Below are 19,503 nucleotides of genomic sequence, written 5' to 3'. Positions count from 1 at the left end.
CCTTCACGCGCGATGCGCCCTTTAACCCGAACGGCCGGCAAGTATCCCGCATTGGAGAACAAATGGCTTCGATTACCGCTGCTTCCTATAATCCTACCCGTGACGATTTTGCTGCGATGCTGGACGAGTCCTTTGCCGGCGGCAATCTGCAGGAAAGCTCCGTCATCAAGGGCAAGGTGGTTGCAATTGAAAAGGACATGGCCGTCATCGACGTCGGCCTGAAGACCGAGGGCCGCGTCGCGCTGCGCGAATTCGCCGGCCCCGGCCGTGAAAGCGATCTCAAGGTCGGCGACGAAGTCGAGGTGTTCCTCGACCGGATCGAAAATGCGCTCGGTGAAGCCGTGCTGTCGCGCGACAAGGCGCGCCGCGAGGAGAGCTGGGGCAAGCTGGAGAAGGCGTTCCAGAACAACGAGAAGGTTCACGGCGTCATCTTCAACCAGGTCAAGGGCGGCTTTACTGTCGATCTCGACGGCGCCGTTGCCTTCCTGCCGCGCTCGCAGGTCGACATCCGTCCGATCCGCGACGTCGCGCCGCTGATGAACAACTCGCAGCCGTTCCAGATCCTCAAGATGGATCGCCGCCGCGGCAACATCGTGGTGTCGCGCCGCACGGTTCTCGAAGAGACCCGCGCCGAGCAGCGCCAGGAGCTGGTGCAGAACCTCGAAGAAGGCCAGGTGATCGACGGCGTGGTCAAGAACATCACCGATTACGGTGCGTTCGTTGATCTCGGCGGCATCGACGGCCTGCTCCACGTCACCGATATCGCCTGGCGCCGGGTCAACCACCCGACCGAGGTGCTGACCATCGGCCAGACCGTGAAGGTCAAGATCATCAAGATCAACCACGAGACCCACCGCATCTCGCTCGGCATGAAGCAGCTGCTGGACGATCCGTGGCAGGGCATCGAGGCGAAGTACCCACTGAACGCGCGCTTCACCGGCCGTGTCACCAACATCACCGACTACGGCGCGTTCGTCGAACTGGAGCCGGGCATCGAAGGCCTGATCCACGTCTCGGAGATGTCGTGGACCAAGAAGAACATGCACCCCGGCAAGATCGTCTCGACCTCGCAGGAAGTCGAAGTGCAGGTTCTCGAGGTGGATTCGGTCAAGCGCCGCATCTCGCTCGGCCTCAAGCAGACCATGCGCAACCCCTGGGAAGTCTTCGTCGAGAAGTTCCCGGTCGGTTCGACTGTCGAAGGCGAAGTCAAGAACAAGACTGAGTTCGGTCTGTTCCTCGGCCTCGATGGCGATGTCGACGGCATGGTGCATCTGTCCGACCTCGACTGGAAGCTGCCGGGTGAACAGGTCATCGACAACTTCAAGAAGGGTGACATGGTCAAGGCCGTGGTGCTCGACGTCGATGTCGAGAAGGAGCGCATCTCGCTCGGCGTCAAGCAGCTCGAAGGCGATCCCTTCGCCGAGCCCGGCGATGTCAAGAAGGGCGCGGTCGTCACTTGCGAAGTGCTCGAAGTGAAGGAAGCCGGCATCGAGGTGAAGATCTCGGGCACCGACTTCACCACCTTCATCAAGCGCTCCGAGCTCGCCCGTGACCGCAACGATCAGCGCGCCGAACGCTTCGCCGTCGGCGAGAAGGTCGATGCGCGCGTGATCCAGTTCGACAAGAAGGCCCGCAAGGTGCAGGTCTCGATCAAGGCGCTGGAAGTAGCCGAAGAGAAGGAAGCCATCGCGCAGTACGGCTCCTCCGATTCGGGCGCGACGCTGGGCGACATTCTCGGCACCGCGCTCAAGAACCGCGAGAAGTAAGCTTTCAGCTTATCTATCTGCGACATCAGGCCCCGGTTTCGACCGGGGCCTTTTTGTTTCTTCTGTCGTCCCGGACAAGCGAAGCGCGATCCGGGACCCATAACCACCGGCGGACTGTATTTCGCAGGGCTGGAGCTCCATCGAATCCAAAAACCAGCGCCGGTGGTTATGGGTCCCCGCCTTCGCGGGGACGACAATACGAAGCCATGTTTTCTTCAAATTGCGCCGCAATTGATGTAATCAGATAACGCGCCGTTGACGCTATGAGCGCAAAACGCGCTGATCTGTTTTCTTGGAGAAATTCGATGTCGCTCGATTCGGACGTGATCGTCGATCGCCGCAGGATTCGCCGCAAGCTGACCTTCTGGCGCCTGGTGGCGGGTCTCGTGACGATCGCGGCGATCGTCACCTTTGGCGCGATTGCGACCAGGAGCGGCCCCGCCGCGCTGACATCGGCCGGGTCAATCGCGCGCGTCAATATCGAGGGGCTGATCCGCAGCGACCAGCAACGCGTCGAGGCGCTGGAGCGGCTGGAGAAGTCGAGCCATGTCGCCGTCATCGTGCACATCAATTCGCCTGGCGGCACCACCGCCGGTTCTGAGCAGCTCTATGACGCGCTGGTGCGGCTGAAGGCGAAGAAGCCGGTGGTCGTCGTGGTCGAGGGCCTCGCCGCGTCGGGCGGCTACATCGCAGCGCTCGCCGCCGATCAAATCGTCGCGCGGCAGAGCTCGCTGGTCGGCTCGATCGGCGTGCTATTTCAGTTTCCGAACTTCAGCGAGCTATTGAAGACCGTCGGCGTGAAGGTCGAGGAGGTGAAATCCTCGCCATTGAAGGCTGCGCCGAACGGGTTTGAGCCGACCAGTCCGGAGGCACGCGCCGCGATCGATGCGCTGGTAAAGGACTCCTACGCCTGGTTCCGCGGCCTGGTGAAGGAACGGCGCGCCATGGATGAGGCGCTTTTGGAGAAGGTCGCGGACGGGCGCGTCTTCACCGGCCGCCAGGCGGTCGAACTGAAGCTCGTCGATCAGCTTGGCGATGAAAAAGCCGCCGTTGCATGGCTGGTCGCCGAGAAAAAGATCAAAAGCGATCTTCCGGTGCGCGATTACAAGCTGAATCCGCAGTTCGGCGACCTGACATTCCTGCGCACGGCGACCTCCATGGCGCTTGATGCGCTCGGCTTGAGTTCCATCGCGCGTCAGATCGGCGCAGTGCAGGCCGTCGATCAGCTCTCCCTCGACGGCATGCTGGCATTGTGGCGCCCGTCTGCGCCCAACTGAGCCGCACCGGCTGCTGTCAGCCACATTTTCCCGCACTGCGGGTGGCGTCACAAACCCGTTCCGGGGCGCCTGTCAGGTCATTTCGCGTTGCCCAAAAGTGATTTAGCGTCTTGACAGTTCAAGGCATTTTCACGGAAATGGATATCCGCACGACCCCGGATCCCAACTTCGATGATCAAATCCGAACTTGTTCAGCGCATCGCCGAGCACAACCCGCACCTCTATCAGCGGGATGTGGAGAACATTGTGAACGCGATCCTCGACGAGATCGTGGCAGCGCTGGCGCGCGGCGACCGTGTCGAGCTGCGCGGTTTCGGCGCCTTCTCGGTCAAGCATCGTCCGGCGCGTGCCGGCCGCAATCCACGCACCGGCGCGCATGTGCCGGTCGACCAGAAGAGCGTCCCGTTCTTCAAGACGGGCAAGGAAATGCGCGAGCGGCTGAACCGCGACAACGGTTCCCCCGAGGCCGGCGCGTAAGCATTTTTTGGTTAGATTAGTTGTAGCCGTGTTGCGGGCCTCGTGCCCGCCTTTCTCCATCACCTGCGAGAGATGGTCATGCGAAAGTTCTTCACGGCACTGGTCGTCATCCCCCTGGGGCTGATCTTCATCGTCTTCGCGGTCGCCAACCGGCATTTCGTGACGGTGTCGTTCGACCCCTTCAATGCGGCCGATCCGGCGATCGCGGTCTCGATGCCGCTGTTTGCCGTGATCATTTCGGTGGCCATTCTGGGAGTCGCCGCGGGCGGTATCGCGACCTGGTTCCGGCAGCGCCATTGGCGGCGGGCGGCGCGCCACCATGAGGCCGATGCCCGCCGGGCCAGGGCCGAAGCGGCCGATTTGCGGGCCGCGGCGGCGGTTTCCCGGACCGACCAGCAGCGGCTGCCGGCGCCCTCCCAGTACGGCTTCTATGGGGCCGCCGGGCGAGACAAGCAGGGCGCGACGTTGTAGAACCCGCCCCGTCAGCTTGTTCCAATGTGCCAAGACGGCCTGAAATGACGGCCTGAAATGGCGGCCGGAAGATCCGCCCCTGAGAGACCATGTCCCTGCTCGTCAAAATTTGCGGCCTGTCCACGCGTGAGACGCTCGAGGTAGCGCTCTCGGCCGGCGCCGACATGGTGGGCTTCGTGTTCTTTCCGCCCTCGCCGCGCCATCTCAGCCTCGAGGTCGCGCGCGAGCTGGGCAAGCAGGCCAAGGGCCGCGCGACCAAGGTGGCGCTGACGGTCGATGCCGACGACGCCACGCTTGAAAACATCGTCGAGACGCTGCGGCCGGATTTGTTGCAGCTACACGGCAAGGAAACCACCGCGCGGGTGCGCGACATCAAGGCGAAGTTCGCGCTGTCGGTCATGAAGGTGATCGCGGTCGAGACGTCGGCCGATCTCGCGGCGCTGCCCGGCTATGCCAGCGTGGCCGACCGCATCCTGTTCGACGCCCGCGCGCCAAAGGGCGCCACCCGTCCCGGCGGGCTCGGGGCGGTGTTCGACTGGCACGTCCTGGAAAAGCTCGATCTCAAATTGCCCTTCATGGTCTCGGGCGGCCTCACCGCCGGCAACGTCGCCGAGGCTGTCAGCGTCACCCGCGCCGGCGGCGTTGACGTGTCCTCCGGCGTCGAAAGCTCGCCCGGCGTCAAGGATCCCGAGCTGATCCGCCATTTCATTCGCGCTGCACGCGCCACCGAAGAATTGATGGTCCGATGAATCCAAAGCTGCCCAATTCCTTCCGCACCGGTCCCGACGAGCGCGGGCATTTCGGCATTTTCGGCGGACGCTTCGTCGCCGAGACGCTGATGCCACTGATCCTCGACCTGGAAAAGGCCTATGCCGAGGCCAAGGCCGATCCGGCGTTCCAGGCCGAGATGAACGGCTATCTCAAGAACTATGTCGGCCGTCCGTCGCCGCTCTATCTCGCCGAGCGGCTGACCGAGCATCTCGGCGGCGCGAAGATTTATCTGAAGCGCGAGGAGCTGAATCACACTGGCTCGCACAAGGTCAACAACGTGCTCGGCCAGATCATGGTGGCGCGGCGGATGGGCAAAAAGCGCATCATCGCCGAGACCGGCGCCGGCCAGCATGGCGTTGCCACCGCGACGCTGTGCGCGCGCTTCGGCCTCGAATGCGTGGTCTATATGGGCGCGGTCGACGTCGCGCGGCAGCAGCCCAACGTGATCCGCATGGAGATGCTGGGCGCCAAGGTGATCCCGGTGCAATCGGGCGCGCGGACGCTGAAGGATGCGATGAACGACGCGCTGCGTGACTGGGTCACCAATGTGCACAACACGTTCTACTGCATCGGCACGGTGGCGGGCCCGCACCCTTATCCGATGATGGTGCGCGATTTCCAGTCGGTGATCGGCAACGAGACGCGCCAGCAGATGCAAGAAGCTGAGGGCCGCCTGCCGGATTCGCTGATCGCCTGCATCGGCGGCGGCTCGAATGCGATGGGGCTGTTTCATCCCTTCCTCGACGATCCCTCGGTCGAGATCTTTGGCGTCGAAGCGGCCGGCCATGGGCTGACGCAACTGCACGCGGCGTCGATCGCCGGCGGCCGTCCCGGCGTGCTGCACGGCAACCGCACTTATTTGCTTATGGACGAAGACGGCCAGATCGAGGAGGCGCATTCAATCTCCGCCGGCCTCGACTATCCCGGCATCGGGCCGGAGCACGCCTGGCTGCACGAAACCGGCCGCGTGAAATATCTCTCCGCGACCGACGAGGAAGCGCTCGAGGCGTTCCAGTTGTTGTCGCGCCTGGAAGGCATCATTCCGGCGCTGGAATCCGCGCATGCGATCGCCAAACTGGCTGAACTCGCGCCGCAGCGCCCCAGGGATCATCTGATGGTGGTCAACCTCTCCGGCCGTGGCGACAAGGACGTGCCGCAGGTCGGCGACATCTTGAAGGGCAGGAAGACGCTGTAACGATGATCGCTTGCATCCAGCCCGGGGAGAGAGCCCCCACCCTAACCCTCCCCCGCAAGCGGGAGAGGGGATCGACCGGTGTCGTGGCACGATGCTCGCGCGCGTATCGTCCAGTTTTGTCGAACGGTATGTCGACGCGGCAAGCTCTGCTCCCTCTCCCGCTTGCGGGGGAGGGCTGGGGTGGGGGTGCGTCAGCGAGCGCAAATATCGGAAAGAGGCACAGCGCCGCAAGGATTGCATCATGACCACCCGTATCGACGCGCGTTTCGCCGAACTGAAGAAGCAGGGCCGCTCCGCCTTCGTCACCTTCGTGATGGCCGGCGATCCCGATCCCAAGACATCGCTCGACATCGTCAAGGCGTTGCCCAAGGCCGGCGCCGACATCATCGAGATCGGCATGCCCTTTACCGATCCGATGGCGGACGGGCCCTCGATCCAGGCGGCCGGCCTGCGCGCACTGAAGGCCGGCATGACGCTGAAGAAGACGCTGGAGATGGTCCGCGGCTTCCGCCAGGACGACGACTTAACGCCGCTGGTGCTGATGGGCTATTACAATCCGATCTACATCTACGGCGTCGACAAATTCCTCGCCGATGCCAAGGCCGCCGGCGTTGACGGGTTGATCATCGTCGACCTGCCGCCGGAGGAGGACGATGAACTCTGCCTGCCGGCGATGAAGGCCGGGCTCAATTTCATCCGTCTGGCGACGCCGACCACCGACGACAAGCGCCTGCCGGCCGTGCTCGCGAACACCTCTGGCTTCGTCTATTACGTCTCCATCACCGGCATCACCGGCGCGGCCGCGGCCGACTCGACGGCCGTCGGCGATGCGGTGGCGCGCATCAAGCGGCATACCAAGCTGCCGGTCTGCGTCGGCTTCGGCATCCGCACCCCGGAGGCGGCGCGGGCGATTGCGGAAAATGCCAATGGCGCCGTGGTCGGCACCGCGCTGGTCGATGCGCTCCGCGGCAGCCTCGACGCCGAGGGGCGCGCGACCGCCAAGACCGTGGGCGCCGTGGCCGATCTGGTGGCCGCGCTGGCGCAGGGCGTGCGGGGCGCGAAACAGGCGGCCGAATAGGCCACAATTGGGGCGGCTTGCCGGGCTAGGTCCGGATCGCCATATCTTCAGTTAATGCGTTTAGCCGCATTTCGGAGCGAACCATGAATTGGCTCACCAACGTCGTCCGGCCGAAGATCCGCAACATGCTGCGGCGCGAGACGCCGGAGAACCTGTGGATCAAGTGTCCGGATTCCGGGCAGCTCGTATTCTACAAGGACGTCGAGGCCAATCAGTTCGTCATCCCCGGCTCGAACTACCACATGCGCATGGGCGCGACGGCGCGGCTGAAGTCGATCTTCGATGGCGAGACCTGGTACGACATCGCGCTGCCCGAGGTGACGGCCGATCCGCTGAAGTTTCGCGACGAGCGCAAATATGTCGATCGCATCAAGGATGCCCGCGCCAAGACCGGGATGAACGACGCGATCAAGGTCGGCTTTGGCAAGCTCGAAGGCATGGGCGTCGTCATCGCGGTGCAGGATTTCGATTTCATGGGCGGCTCGCTCGGCATGGCCGCAGGCGAGGCGATCGTGCGCGGGCTTGAACTCGCGCTCGAAAAGAAATCGCCCTTCATCATGTTCGCCGCCTCCGGCGGCGCGCGGATGCAGGAAGGCATTTTGTCGCTGATGCAGATGCCGCGGACCACCGTCGGCGTGCAGATGCTGCGCGAGGCGAAGCTGCCCTACATCGTGGTGCTGACCAATCCGACCACCGGCGGCGTCACCGCCTCCTACGCCATGCTGGGCGACGTCCATATCGCCGAGCCGGGCGCGCTGATCGGCTTCGCCGGCGCGCGCGTGATCGAGCAGACCATCCGCGAGAAGCTGCCGGAAGGATTCCAGCGCGCCGAATATCTGCTCGACCACGGCATGGTCGACATGGTGGTGCACCGCCACGAGATGCGTCCGACGCTGGCGCGGCTCTGCCGGCTCCTGACCAAATCGCCGGCGCTCGAAACTGCCTCAAAGCCTTCGCCGCAGGTCACGGATCCCGCGCAAATCGTCTCGGCGCCGGAAGCCGTGCCGGCTGCGCCCCACGCGTGAACCTGCCCGCCGCCAGATCCCATCCGCTCGGTGAATTGATCGCGCGGCTGTCTGCGCTGCATCCGAAGCGGATCGATCTCAGCCTCGATCGCATGCACCGTCTCCTGGCGTGTCTTGATCATCCCGAGCGGACGCTGCCACCGGTGATCCATGTCGCCGGCACCAACGGCAAGGGCTCCACGATCGCGTACTTGCGCGCGATCCTGGAGGCTGCGGGCCTTGCCGTGCACGTCTATACCTCGCCCTACCTGGTCAGGATCAACGAGTGCTTTCGCATCGGCGCAAAAGGCGGCGGCCGGCTGGTTGAGGACGCGGAGCTGCGCCGCGTGCTGGAGAATTGCGAAGCGGTCAATCAAGGCGAGCCGATCACGATCTTCGAGATCGAGACCGCGGCGGCGTTTTGCCTGTTCGCGGAGCATGAGGCCGATATCGTGCTGCTGGAGACCGGCCTCGGCGGCCGGCTGGACGCCACCAACGTCATCGAGCGGCCGGCTGCAACCGTCATCTCACCCATCAGCATGGACCACACCGAGTTTCTCGGCAGTTCGCTGACCGCCATCGCCGGCGAGAAGGCTGCGGTCATCAAGCGCGGTGCGCCGGTGATCTCAGCGGAGCAGGCGATGGAGGTGATGTCGGTGATTGAGGCGCAGGCAGCGCGCATGCGCGCCCCGCTGCATGCGGCCGGCCAGCATTGGCATGTCGGTGTCGAACGCGGGCGGCTGGTCTATCAGGACGAGCGCGGGCTGATGGACCTCGCCGCGCCAAAACTGTTCGGCCGCCATCAGTTCGACAATGCCGGCCTTGCGATTGCGACGCTGCGCGCGATCGAGACGTTCAGGATCGGAATGGCGGCGTTCGAGGCCGGCATCATCAATGCCGAATGGCCGGCGCGGATGCAGCGGCTGGTCGCCGGCGCGCTGATCGACCAGGGGCCGAAGGGCTGCGAGATCTGGCTCGACGGCGGGCACAACGCCGAAGGCGGGCGCGTTGCCGCCGCCGCGCTCGGCGATCTCGAAGAACGGGTGTCGCGTCCGCTGGTGGTGATCGCGGGCATGATGGCGAACAAGGATGCCGGCGCGTTTCTCGCCAATTTCGCCGGGCTGACGCGCCACATCATCGCGGTGCCGATCCCGGGCCGCGACAACGCAATGTCGCCCGACCAGCTGGCGGATGCGGCGCGCGCGCTCGGCATGCGCGTGGAAAATGCTGCAAGTGTCGAAGCGGCGCTGCACGCGCTCTCGCGCCTCGCTTACGAAGCACCGCCGCGGATTCTGATTACCGGCTCGCTCTATCTCGCCGGCCATGTGCTCGACATCAACGGCACGCCGCCAGGCTGACATCAGGCAAAAATTAAATGACCGCTGGAATTGCTTCCAGCGGCCGCCCGGGAAGAAATATCGATTGCTTATGAATTCGCCAGCCCCGGTCTGTTGCAAAGTCTAGCCAAGCTATCCGCACGCTGCGAGTCGGAACCCATGATTCACATTAGAACCAAAGGCGAATGTTGCGGGCCGGCTTCACCCAAATGAGGTAGACGGGCCTAGCACCGTTCTTGCGGGGTAAGTACCTGACCACTGGAAATCCGAAATGCGTTTTGCCGCCATAGCCGATGTGCACGGAAATTATCTCGCGTTGGAAGCCGTGCTCGCCGATATCCGCGCGCAGGGCATTAGCGAGATCGTCAATCTCGGCGACATGGCGAGCGGCCCGCTCGACGCCCGCCGCGCGATGGATGCGCTGATGGCGCTCGACGCGGCTCACGTGCTCGGCAATCATGATCGCTGGCTGATCGATCGGCCGCCGGAGAAGATGGGCTCATGGGACCGGCCGGCTCATGCGCAGCTCGACGCCGGCCATCTCGACTGGCTGCGCACGGTGCCATCGACGCGGATATTTCGCGATCAGGTCTTTCTCTGCCACGCCACGCCTGCGGACGACAACGTCTACTGGCTGGAGACGGTGATGCCGGACGGGTCGGTCAAAATGTCGCCGCGGGAAGCGATCGAGAAACAGGCGGAAGGCATTTCGCAGCCGCTGATTCTGTGCGCCCATACCCACGTCGCGCGCGCGGTCAGACTCAGCGACGGGCGCTTGGTGGTCAATCCCGGCAGCGTCGGCAGCCCCGGCTTTTCCTACAGCGTTCCATTCCCGCATCTGATCGAGGCCGGTACGCCCGACGCCCGCTACGCGGTTCTCGAACTGGTGGCGGGAAGCTGGCGTGTGACGTTCCGGCATGTGGCCTACGATAACCAGGCGATGGCGGCATTGGCGCGCCGCAATGGCAACGCCGAATTCGCTTCCGCACTCGAGACGGGATGGGTCAGGTAGCCGCCATCGCGTCGTATCAGTGCGTCACAGGGGTCTCATCGGAGACGCCGACATGCTCGCGATAAACCATCTCCCAGCCCTTCCAGCCGGTGAAGAGCAGGATGAGTACGACGATGAACGACAGCACCAGACCTGTTGGGATGATGGCAGACGTTCCGTCGGTGTAGCGCAAATACCAGTTGTAGAGCTGTATCAGCACCGCAATGACGTTGCCGCCGGCGTGCAGCCAGGCATCGTTGAGGTTGCGGATGCGGTTGTCGCCGAACAGGTCGATCACGCCGACGATGGCGGCGAGCGCGGCCATGATCAGGCCGATGCCGAGCAGCCACAGCGAAGCGCTGGCCCAGAAGTCGTTCGACGTTCTCCAGAACGCGATATCGGAAACAAACGCCAGCACGAAACAGGCGACGGGAAATGGAATCAGCATGGGATGGATGGGGTGACCGGCGATCTGCGCGGTCGATTTGGGGTTGGTCATGCGCGCCTCCTCAAAAACGGCAGTTTCGCGGTCAACTGCCTGTTGCGGGGCCGGTTCCTGGCAATTTGCGGATTAGGCGCGTGTGTGCAGCGCAATAGTTCCGCCTGCGTCGCGCATTGAGGCGGAAGCTGTGGTGGTTCACTTCAACAGCTTCATCGGGTCCGCGGCCTTCTGCTTGAGTTGATCGAAACGGCATTGCCGCGGCGCCTTGTCGGGTCGCCAGCGCAGGATGGACGTGCCGTGGCGGAAGCGCTCGCCGCTGAAATGGTCGTAGCAGACCTCGATCACGAGCTTGGGTTTGAGCGGACACCACTTGGCCGAGCGATCGGTCGACCACCGGCTCGGCCCGCCCGGCGCATTGCCCGTGAAGCCTGGCGGCGCGATCAGCGGCTCGAGCTTGTCCGTCAGCGCCGGCTTGTCCGCCTGCTTGATCGCGGAAGTGAAGCCGACGTGATGCAGGCGTCCCTCGTCGTCATAGAGGCCGAGCAGCAGCGAGCCGACGACCTTGCGGTTCGCGATCTTGTTGGTGGCGTAGCGGAAGCCGCCGACCACGCAATCGGCGCTGCGGAATTTCTTGATCTTCTGCATGCCATCGCGGTTGCCGGCCTGATAGGGCAGGTCGAGGCGCTTGGCGATCACGCCGTCCGAGCCGCCGCCGGCCTGCTTCAGCCATTTTTGCGCGGTCGCATAGTTTGTCGTGGCCGGCGAGAGACGAAACGTTTTCTGCGATTTGAACTGCGTCTTGGCAAAGGCCTCCAGCGCGGGACGGCGCTGGCGCAAGGCAGATGCGGCGAGCTTGTTGTCCGCGGCTGACGCCAAGAGATCGAACGCGAGAAACAGCGCCGGCGTTTCCTGCGACAATTTCTTGACCCGGCTCGCGGCGGGATGAATCCGCTGCAGCAGGTCGTCGAACGAAAATGATTTTCCGTGCGGCACGACGATTTCGCCGTCGAGCACGAATTCGCGTGCCTTTAGCGCCAGCGCGGCCTGGATCAGTTCGGGAAAATAGCGGGCGAGATCCTCGCCGGATTTGGAGCGGAGATCGACGATTCCGCCGCGGCGGGACATCAGGCAGCGAAAGCCATCCCATTTCGGCTCGTACTGCCATTCCGCACCCTTCGGGATTTCGTCGACCGAGCGTGCCTCCATCGCGGCGAGCGGGGCAAGGCGCCGGCGCGCCTTTGGTGGAGCACTCAGAGCTTCTTCAACGCGAGACATGCCGTCTCAACGCAAACGGCCGGCTATTCGCCGGCCGTCCGAAGAAATAATTGTTCAGGCGATCAGACCGCCGCGGTGATCCACTGCTGCAGCTTCGCCTTCGGCGCCGCGCCGACCTGGCGGGAGGCCATCTCGCCGCCCTTGAAGATCATCAGGGTCGGAATCGACATCACGCCGTATTTCGAGGCGGTCTTCGGGCTCTCGTCGACGTTCAGCTTGACGATCTTGACCTTGTCGCCCATGGCGCCGGAGATCTCGTCGAGGGCAGGGGCGATCATGCGGCACGGACCGCACCATTCGGCCCAGAAGTCGACGACCACCGGCCCGGTCGCCTTGAGCACTTCGGCTTCGAAATCGGCGTCAGAAACCTTGCCAACGGCCATCGGAATTACCTCGTTCGGTTAGAAATGAAAGGGCGCGGCCCTAAGAATCGCGCCCTGGGATGATGTGGCAAACCTATGAACGCGACCCTGCCGGGTCAAGCGCGGTCACGCCGAGATGATGGATGCCAGCTCGGCCTGCAGCGCGGGCGCGGAAATCTCCATTAATTCAGAGCTTTCTGTCCACAGCAGCGCGGCGCGGATGGCATGCTGGGGATAAAGCTTCGAAAGCACCGCCCGGTACAGCGCGAGCTGGCGGACATAGCCCCGCGGTGCCTCCGCAGGGTCGCTCGGCGGGGCGTGGTTGGTCTTGAAATCGACGATCAAAACCTCGCTTTCGGTGACGACGAGGCGGTCGATCTGCCCGGACACGAGGGCCGGACGTCCGCCCGGCCGGTCCAGGCGTCCGACGATGGAGACCTCGGCCCGGCTGCCGGGCGCGAAAACGGGCGCGAATCGCGGGTCCGCGATCAGGGCCAGCGTGCTGCCCGCCAGCGCCTGCCGCTCCTCCTCGTTCCAGCCGTCGGCGTTGCGGGCGAGGTAAGTCAGCGCGGCCTCGCGGCGGCGTTCGGCGGCGACGTCGGGCAGCGATTGCAGGAGGCGGTGCACCAGCGTGCCGCGCTGCAAAGCACGGGCGCGTTGCAGCAGCGATTCGGACGTCCGTACCGGGTACGCGCCGCTATCTGCGGGGTCGGAGGGCCGCAGCAGGCTTTCCGGGGCAGTTTCCGGTTGCGCCGGGGTCAGCAGCCAGTTGGGCAGCGCGATCGGGGCCGGCGGGGACACCGCCGTCGCCGGCGCCGTTGCCGACGACGCGGCATCCTCCACCCGCGTATAGCGCTTCACCCGGCCAGCAGTGGTCTCGATCTCCTGAAGCTGCAGGCCGGATCCCTCGATCCCCCTGGTGATCAGGTCGTACCAGGACAGCGGGCGAACGCTCTTCATGTTGCCGGGCAGGCAGCCGCCGACGATCAGGCGGTCGGCCGCGCGCGTCATCGCGACATAGAGCAGGCGGCGGTATTCATCCTCGGTATCGCCGATCATCGCCGCGCGCGCTGTGACGACAGCCGGCGGGTCCTCGGCCTTGCGGCCGGCCCAGACGACAACGCCTGGCGCGTGCGGATCGCCATTGCCCTGCCGCAGGTTGATCAGCTTCAGGCGCTGCGTATCCGATGGCGAGGTCGTGGTATCCACCAGGAACACGACGGACGCCTCCAGCCCCTTGGCGCCATGCACGGTCATGACGCGAACCTCGTCGCGCGAGATTTCCATGTCGCGCTTCACTTCGAGATCGGCGGTACGCAGCCAGGCCATAAAGCCCTGTAGCGAGGCCGGCGCCTTGCGCTCATAGCTCAGCGCCAGCTCGAGAAACTCGTCGAGCGCGTCGTTGGCCTCATGGCCGAGCCGACGCAGGATGCGCGCGCGGCCGCCATCGCCGCCAAGCAGCCAGGCATAGAACGCAAACGGCGTCTCACTGGCGAAACGCCTCTCGCACTGTTCGAGCCGCCACAGCGCGTCGCGCAGCCGGCCGTCGGTTGCGGCGCGTGCGCTCAAGGCGGCGCGCAGCGATCCCTTGCGGTCCCAGGCAATCTTGAACAGGTCATCATCGCCGAGCCCGAACAGCGGGCTCTTCAACGCCACCGCCAGCGCCAGATCGTCCTGCGGCAGCAGCAGCGCGTCCGCAAGGTTCATGAGGTCGATGATGGCGATATGCTCGGTCAGCTTGAGGCGGTCGGCGCCGGCAACGGGAATGCCGGCATGCTTCAGCGCCTGGATCACGGCATCGAACGCGTTGCCGCGCCGCCGCACCAGGACCAGCATGTCGCCATAGCGCAGCGGCCGGCGATCACCCTTGGCTCCGGTCATCACGCGGCTGCCGACCAGCGTCTTGATCTCGGCCTGGATGCGCCGGGCGAGCTTCACTTCGGGGCTGGTCGCGGCAACGCCGTCGAACGGTGCGCGCCAGCCTTCAATGTCCTGCCGGTCGTCGGCTTCCGCCAGGTCCCAGAGATCGATCTGGCTCGGCCCGGCATCGGCGAGCGCGTGATGGATCGGGTTGCCGATATCGACCGCGTGAATGCTGCGGTAGATGTCCTGCTCGCGAAACACCTGATCGACCGCGTGGAGGATCGCCGGTCCCGAGCGGAAAGAGTAATTGAACGACACCGGATCGAACTTCAGCCCGGCGCCCTCGAACTTCCGCTGCAATGCGCGGCGGCGCAGGTCGAACTCGCGGGGGGCGGCGCCCTGGAACGAGAAGATCGACTGCTTCTCATCGCCGACCGCGAACACCGTGCGCACGATGCCGTCGCGCGCGCCCGCGCCCGAGGTGAATTCGGAGATGATGTGCGCGACGATGTCCCATTGCCGGGGGCTGGTGTCCTGCGCCTCGTCGATCAGCACATGATCGACGCCGCGATCGAGCTTGTAATGCACCCAGCCCGAGGAGACGCGATCGAGCATTTCCAGCGTCTTGTCGATCAAATCGTCATAGTCGAGCAGGCCGCGCTCCTGCTTTTCGCGGCGATAGTTCGCCGCCGCTGATGTCGCGATGTAGAGCAGCGCCTCGGTGCGGTCGCGCGCCACCAGGGCGCGGCGGCGTTCGATCAGCGGCACGATACGCCGGGCTTCCGATTCAATCAGCCTGCCGATGGCCGGATTGTTGTCGCAGAATTTTTTCGTCACCACCGATTTGCGCGGTGTGCGATCGGCTTCGGTGAGGAACAGCAGGAGATATTGATCGACCTGCGCGGCGCCGCTGAACACCAACGCCTCGCGCAGCCGCGCCGCCTGGTCCTGGTCGGACTTGCTGCCGATCTGCAGAACCAGCGCAATCTCGGCCCACCGGTCGCGCGGCAGGTTCGGCCCCTCGATGATGTCGCGCTCGACATCTTCGAGGCGATCGCCCGGGGATACGCCGAGCGCTGCCGAAATCTGCGCGGCCGCTGCCTGCGCGCTCCCGGCGGCGTCGGTCCAGGCCATGAAGTGATCGCGGCTGAGGCAGGCCTCGCGCACCACGTCCTTGAAGGTGACGTCGGCGGCGCTCGCCATCGCCGTCATCAGCGCACGGCCGGTCGGGCTGTCGGGATGACGCGATGCCTCGAGAAAAACCGCGAGATTGGCGCGCTCCATCATCTCGTTCTGGTCGCGCTCGTCGAGCACGGCAAAGCGCGCCGGCACGTTGGCCTCGAACGGGAATTGCTGCAGCAGCCGCGTGCACAGGGCGTGGATGGTCTGCACCTTCAGCCCGCCCGGCGTTTCCAACGCGCAGGCAAACAGTTTGCGCGCCGACTTGCGCAGGCGTGCGCCGACATGGGCAATGCCGGCCTCGCGGATCGCCGCATCCAGTGCGTCGTCGTCGAGCGTCACCCAGTGGCCAAGCGTGGTGAAGACGCGCTCCGCCATATTGGCGGCTGCGGCCTTGGTAAAGGTGATGCAGAGGATCTTTTCCGGCGCGACGCCGTCGAGCAGCAAGCGGATCACCCGCTGCACCAGCACGTGCGTCTTGCCCGAGCCGGCATTCGCCGAGACGAAGGCGGAAGCCGCAGGGTCGGATGCGCGCGCCTGCGTGGCGCGAACGGCATCGGGAATGGTGCGGGCAGCCTTCACCATTCCTCGATCCCCAAGCCGCCGGCCGCCGACCACTCCTTGATGCGGGCGAGATCGTCATAGGCGCCGTAGCGGTTCGACCACATGGAGAGATTCAGCGACGTGTAGGCGGTCTCCTCGATCTCGAACTTGCGGATCAGGGCTTCGAGTTGCTCAAGGGCGTAATCGGCCGCCTCGTCCGGCGGCTGCGGCGTGTCGTTGTTCCTGATCTTCAGCTCCAGCGTCCGTTGCTCCCCAGGCGGATTGTTGCCGCTGAGCCTGACATAGACGAGCTCGCCGACGGAGGAGCCGGCGTGGATATTCTCAAAGCCGCCCTCGCGCAGGATCGCGGCCTCCAGCGTCAGTTGCGGCGACAGGCCCATTCGCACCTGCTTGCCGGTCGGCGGCTGGCCGGTCTTGTAATCGAGGATCGCAAAGCGGCCGTCGTGGCGCTGCTCGATCCGGTCGGCACGCGCCGACAGCGTGAAGATGCGCTCGCCATCGAGCGGGATCTTGATCTCGCCCCTGATCTCGGCGGCGATCTTTTCGATGTTGTCGCGCCGCGCCAGCTCCCAATCGGCAAACCAAGCGGCGATGCGCTGAAACCGCGGCCACCACAGCGCGCGCGCCTCGGGGCGCTCCATCAGCGGCGCGAAATATTTTTCGCCGATCCGGCGCAGCACCAGCGCCGGCTGCGGAGGAAGTGCGTCGGCGAATTCCTGCGTGAATTCCCCGAGCGCGTCGTGGATCGCCGAGCCGCGGTCGGCCGCCGACAGCGGCATATCGACGGGGTCGAGCGGATCGAGGTGCAAAATATATTTCGCGTAGATCGTATAGGGATCGCGCAGCCAGTCCTCGATCGCCGTGACCGACAGTTTTGTCGGCCGCGTCGCGACCGGCGGTTTTGGCGCGGGTTGCTCGATCGGTTTGACGTCGTCGGGCTGGTCCAGCTCTTCCGCGAATCGGACGTACTTTTCTCCAGCCTTTTTCGCTTCATCCCAGCGCGCTTCGCCGGCCACCGCCTCCAGCCGGTGCAGGAAGCGCGAGGCGACCGCCGGCGCGCCGCCGACCTTGGCGGCGTGGGTCAGGATCACATCTTCCGTTCCGAGCAGTTGCGCAAAGTCGTGCGCGGAAAGGCCGATGCGTCGCTCCGGCAGGTCGAGGCCGAGTTCATGGCGCATCGGCCGGCTCAGCCAGGGATCGACCCGCGGCGCCGGCGGCCATACGCCTTCGACCAGCCCGCCGAGAATGACGCGGTCGGATTCGGTCAGCCGCGCTTCGAGCTGGCCGTAGATCTGAAGCTGTGCGTTCGCCAATTCCGGCCGTCGCACGATGCGGTCGGCATAGGCGGTCTGGAACACATCAGGGTAATCGCCGGGCTGAACCATCAGCCCGCTCGGCTTTTGCTCGGCCAGGAGGTCATCGAAGGCAGCAGCCAGCGCGGCGCCTTGTGCGTCCTCGAAGACGGCGACAACGCCGTTCTGGTCAGATGACAATGCGATCAGCGTTTCGCGGTGGCGCTGCGCCAGCTCGGCGAAATCGAACGGCTTTGAACTGCCCATGATTTCGAGCGGCTCCAGCGCCTTCTGCAACAACGCGATCAACGCTTGCGCCTGGTCGAGCTCCTCGTCTCTCAACTTCGCCCGCGGTTCGGCGGCGTGCAGCGAGGATGTCTCATGGCTTCGGAGCTTTTTGAGCTCGACGCGGAAACGACCGAAGTCGCGTGCCAGGCCGGCCGTTCCCGCCTGCGGCCGGGTGCCGCGTAGCAGCGCCAGTTCGAGAACCTCAACCGCACGTTTGAACGCACCATGGGCGCCGCCGAGCCGAAACAGCGGATGCTTCAAGAGCGCAAGCAGGGTCGGCGGCTCCAGCCCTTTCGTGGCAGCTTCCGAGGCCAAGCGGGCGAAGACGCCGCTTGGCGTATCCATCAGCGCGTCACCACCGGAATCGTTGAATGCGAGATTCCAGCGCGTCAGCGCCGCCATCACCCGCCGCGCCAGCGCGCGATCCGGCGTCACCAGCGCGGCCGATTTGCCGAGGTGCCGCGCCTCGCGCATCGCCACCGCGATGGCCAGCGCCTCCATCTCCGAGCTCGGCGCTTCGACGACGGTAAGCTTCTCCATGCCGCCGGCAATCTTTGCTGCAACATCTGCCTGCGCCAGCCGGTCATGCCATTGCTCGGTCGCGGCCGACGGCCGCATCGTCTCCGACATCAGCATCTCGCGCCCATGCGGCGCCGGTAGTCCGAGGATCTCGACGTCGCTGCGCTTGATGCCGAACCGGTCCAAGAGGCCATGCATCGCAAATTGCGGATGGTTGGAGGAGGGTTGGGTGACGAACTTGCCCTGCGCGTCCCGCTCGCCGCCGATCGCCTGCCAGGATTCTTCGTCGAGATCGGTGTCGAGGCCAGGCAGCACCACCGCACCCTGCTTCAGGCGGGCCACGGCGTTGAGAAATTTTGCAGTCGCCGGCATCGAGCCGGTCGAGCCCGCCGCCACCACCGGCCCCTCGTGATGCGCGGTCAGCCGCGCGGCTTCCGCCTCGATCAGGCGGTCGCGCCGCTCGGCGGGTTCGATCCGGCCGATTTCTTTCAAGTGCTCCGGCCATGCCTTGCGCGCGATGCGCAGAAACTCCAGCGAGTGCTGCCAGTATTTATCGAACTGGTCGGGCACCAGCCTGTCGAGCGCTTCCCAGGCAACGCCGCGCGTCACCATATCGTCCATCAGCCGCGCCAGGTCGCCGGCCAGCGCTAGCGTCGAGGCTGGGCCGCCGACCACCAGCGGCGCCGACACCGGGGTCTTTGCCCATGCCGCCACCAGATGCGCCAGCGTCAGCCGCCGCTCCAGCTCGCCGAGCCGCGGCGGAATGTCGAGCGGGGCTACGCCGCTGAATTGCTCGGCGCCTTCCGCAAACGCCAGTTCGTCCTCGTCGATGTCGCCGAGCGCGACGATGCGCGGCAGGATCGCAGCATCGGTCTTCAGTTCGTCGAGAAAGATTTCCCGCGCCAGTCGCCCGGCGCGCCGGGTCGGCAGATAGAGCGTGGCGCGCGCCAGATTGAGCGGGTCCTTCCGCGTCTCGAACCCCTCGACCAGCCGGCCGTCAATCAGCGCCGCAATGACGGTGCGCAGCAACGGCACGGAAAGGGGAACACTGAAAACGCGCATGGGCATCCTGATTCGAGGTCAGGCGCCAATATAGGGAGGGACGAGGGACAGGTCATGCGGGTGAGGGCGGCGTCCCCGCTACTCACCGCCAAGGCAGTCCGGGTCCATTCTACTGTGCATGGGGTTGTTTTCGAGATTTTTTGTCTGGGCCCTGTGGGCTCACCGGCATCAGCCGCCTCGTACAACTGTCATCACCCGCGAAGGCGGGTGATCCAGTATTCCAGAGACAGTAGTGATCGAAGCGAGAGGCCGCGGCGTACGGGATGCCCCGCCTTCGCGGGGCATGACAG

At 65.0% G+C, this 19,503-nt stretch carries 14 protein-coding genes and 1 pseudogene; 10 read left to right on the top strand and 5 right to left on the bottom strand.

The genetic code is table 11. From position 1 onward, the window contains the following. The first annotated feature begins 62 nt into the window (after positions 1-62). The 10 genes from rpsA to QA643_RS00460 all read left to right on the top strand — a co-directional run bounded on the left by rpsA (position 63) and on the right by QA643_RS00460 (position 10,388). A complete protein-coding gene (gene rpsA / locus QA643_RS00505; protein WP_283031268.1) occupies positions 63-1,766 on the top strand; it encodes a 30S ribosomal protein S1 in 1,704 nt (567 codons plus the stop codon). Positions 1,767-2,071: 305 nt separating this feature from the next. Beyond that, the gene (sppA, locus tag QA643_RS00500) at positions 2,072-3,043 is read left to right on the top strand and encodes a signal peptide peptidase SppA (protein ID WP_283031267.1); all 972 of its coding nucleotides are present in this window, start codon (positions 2,072-2,074) and stop codon (positions 3,041-3,043) included. Positions 3,044-3,214: 171 nt separating this feature from the next. Continuing rightward, positions 3,215-3,520 carry an integration host factor subunit beta gene (locus QA643_RS00495; RefSeq protein ID WP_057844774.1) on the top strand — a complete coding sequence of 102 codons (306 nt, stop codon included), beginning with the start codon at positions 3,215-3,217 and terminating at the stop codon, positions 3,518-3,520. A 78-nt stretch (positions 3,521-3,598) separates the two neighbouring features. Then, positions 3,599-3,991, top strand: a complete 393-nt coding sequence (locus tag QA643_RS00490; protein ID WP_283031266.1) for a LapA family protein — start codon at positions 3,599-3,601, stop codon at positions 3,989-3,991. A gap of 89 nt (positions 3,992-4,080) precedes the next feature. Then, on the top strand, positions 4,081-4,740 hold the full coding sequence (locus QA643_RS00485) for a phosphoribosylanthranilate isomerase (RefSeq protein WP_283031265.1): 660 nt from the start codon (positions 4,081-4,083) through the stop codon (positions 4,738-4,740). Then, positions 4,737-5,957 carry a tryptophan synthase subunit beta gene (gene trpB, locus QA643_RS00480; RefSeq protein ID WP_283031264.1) on the top strand — a complete coding sequence of 407 codons (1,221 nt, stop codon included), beginning with the start codon at positions 4,737-4,739 and terminating at the stop codon, positions 5,955-5,957. The genes QA643_RS00485 and trpB overlap by 4 nt, the downstream gene beginning before the upstream one ends. Positions 5,958-6,198: 241 nt before the next feature. After that, positions 6,199-7,035, top strand: a complete 837-nt coding sequence (gene trpA, locus QA643_RS00475; protein WP_283031263.1) for a tryptophan synthase subunit alpha — start codon at positions 6,199-6,201, stop codon at positions 7,033-7,035. A gap of 83 nt (positions 7,036-7,118) precedes the next feature. Beyond that, the gene (accD, locus tag QA643_RS00470; protein ID WP_283031262.1) at positions 7,119-8,060 is read left to right on the top strand and encodes an acetyl-CoA carboxylase, carboxyltransferase subunit beta; all 942 of its coding nucleotides are present in this window, start codon (positions 7,119-7,121) and stop codon (positions 8,058-8,060) included. Then, positions 8,057-9,397: a folylpolyglutamate synthase/dihydrofolate synthase family protein gene (locus QA643_RS00465; RefSeq protein ID WP_283031261.1), complete on the top strand. Its 1,341-nt coding sequence runs from the start codon at positions 8,057-8,059 to the stop codon at positions 9,395-9,397. Before accD ends, QA643_RS00465 begins: the two co-directional genes overlap by 4 nt. Before the next feature lie 250 nt (positions 9,398-9,647). Beyond that, on the top strand, positions 9,648-10,388 hold the full coding sequence (locus QA643_RS00460; protein WP_283031260.1) for a metallophosphoesterase family protein: 741 nt from the start codon (positions 9,648-9,650) through the stop codon (positions 10,386-10,388). A 16-nt stretch (positions 10,389-10,404) separates the two neighbouring features. Here the strand turns inward: QA643_RS00460 and QA643_RS00455 are convergent, their stop codons facing one another. The 5 genes and pseudogenes from QA643_RS00455 to addB all read right to left on the bottom strand — a co-directional run bounded on the left by QA643_RS00455 (position 10,405) and on the right by addB (position 19,213). After that, positions 10,405-10,866, bottom strand: a complete 462-nt coding sequence (locus tag QA643_RS00455) for a DUF2231 domain-containing protein (protein WP_283031259.1) — start codon at positions 10,864-10,866, stop codon at positions 10,405-10,407. 138 nt (positions 10,867-11,004) lie between these two features. Continuing rightward, positions 11,005-12,015: an ATP-dependent DNA ligase gene (locus QA643_RS00450; RefSeq protein WP_283035075.1), complete on the bottom strand. Its 1,011-nt coding sequence runs from the start codon at positions 12,013-12,015 to the stop codon at positions 11,005-11,007. Between the two features lie 131 nt (positions 12,016-12,146). Then, a complete protein-coding gene (gene trxA / locus QA643_RS00445; RefSeq protein ID WP_016847387.1) occupies positions 12,147-12,467 on the bottom strand; it encodes a thioredoxin in 321 nt (106 codons plus the stop codon). Between the two features lie 73 nt (positions 12,468-12,540). After that, positions 12,541-16,073 (bottom strand): annotated as a pseudogene (gene addA, locus QA643_RS00440) (double-strand break repair helicase AddA). Beyond that, a complete protein-coding gene (gene addB / locus QA643_RS00435) occupies positions 16,067-19,213 on the bottom strand; it encodes a double-strand break repair protein AddB (protein WP_283031258.1) in 3,147 nt (1,048 codons plus the stop codon). The pseudogene addA and the gene addB overlap by 7 nt, the downstream one beginning before the upstream one ends. Between the last annotated feature and the right edge of the window lie 290 nt (positions 19,214-19,503).

The sequence above is a fragment of the Bradyrhizobium sp. CB3481 genome (assembly GCF_029714305.1).
In the GTDB taxonomy this organism is placed as follows: domain Bacteria; phylum Pseudomonadota; class Alphaproteobacteria; order Rhizobiales; family Xanthobacteraceae; genus Bradyrhizobium.
This window is presented reverse-complemented; position numbering and strand designations above follow the sequence as displayed.

Excerpts from the sequence above, each read along its gene's own strand:
- rpsA (WP_283031268.1), top strand. The coding sequence starts at position 63 with ATGGCTTCGATTACCGCTGCTTCCTATAATCCTACCCGTGACGATTTT.
- sppA (WP_283031267.1), top strand. The coding sequence starts at position 2,072 with ATGTCGCTCGATTCGGACGTGATCGTCGATCGCCGCAGGATTCGCCGC.
- QA643_RS00495 (WP_057844774.1), top strand. The coding sequence starts at position 3,215 with ATGATCAAATCCGAACTTGTTCAGCGCATCGCCGAGCACAACCCGCAC.
- QA643_RS00490 (WP_283031266.1), top strand. The coding sequence starts at position 3,599 with ATGCGAAAGTTCTTCACGGCACTGGTCGTCATCCCCCTGGGGCTGATC.
- QA643_RS00485 (WP_283031265.1), top strand. The coding sequence starts at position 4,081 with ATGTCCCTGCTCGTCAAAATTTGCGGCCTGTCCACGCGTGAGACGCTC.
- trpB (WP_283031264.1), top strand. The coding sequence starts at position 4,737 with ATGAATCCAAAGCTGCCCAATTCCTTCCGCACCGGTCCCGACGAGCGC.
- trpA (WP_283031263.1), top strand. The coding sequence starts at position 6,199 with ATGACCACCCGTATCGACGCGCGTTTCGCCGAACTGAAGAAGCAGGGC.
- accD (WP_283031262.1), top strand. The coding sequence starts at position 7,119 with ATGAATTGGCTCACCAACGTCGTCCGGCCGAAGATCCGCAACATGCTG.
- QA643_RS00460 (WP_283031260.1), top strand. The coding sequence starts at position 9,648 with ATGCGTTTTGCCGCCATAGCCGATGTGCACGGAAATTATCTCGCGTTG.
- QA643_RS00455 (WP_283031259.1), bottom strand. The coding sequence starts at position 10,866 with ATGACCAACCCCAAATCGACCGCGCAGATCGCCGGTCACCCCATCCAT.
- QA643_RS00450 (WP_283035075.1), bottom strand. The coding sequence starts at position 12,015 with ATGGAGGCACGCTCGGTCGACGAAATCCCGAAGGGTGCGGAATGGCAG.
- trxA (WP_016847387.1), bottom strand. The coding sequence starts at position 12,467 with ATGGCCGTTGGCAAGGTTTCTGACGCCGATTTCGAAGCCGAAGTGCTC.
- addB (WP_283031258.1), bottom strand. The coding sequence starts at position 19,213 with ATGCGCGTTTTCAGTGTTCCCCTTTCCGTGCCGTTGCTGCGCACCGTC.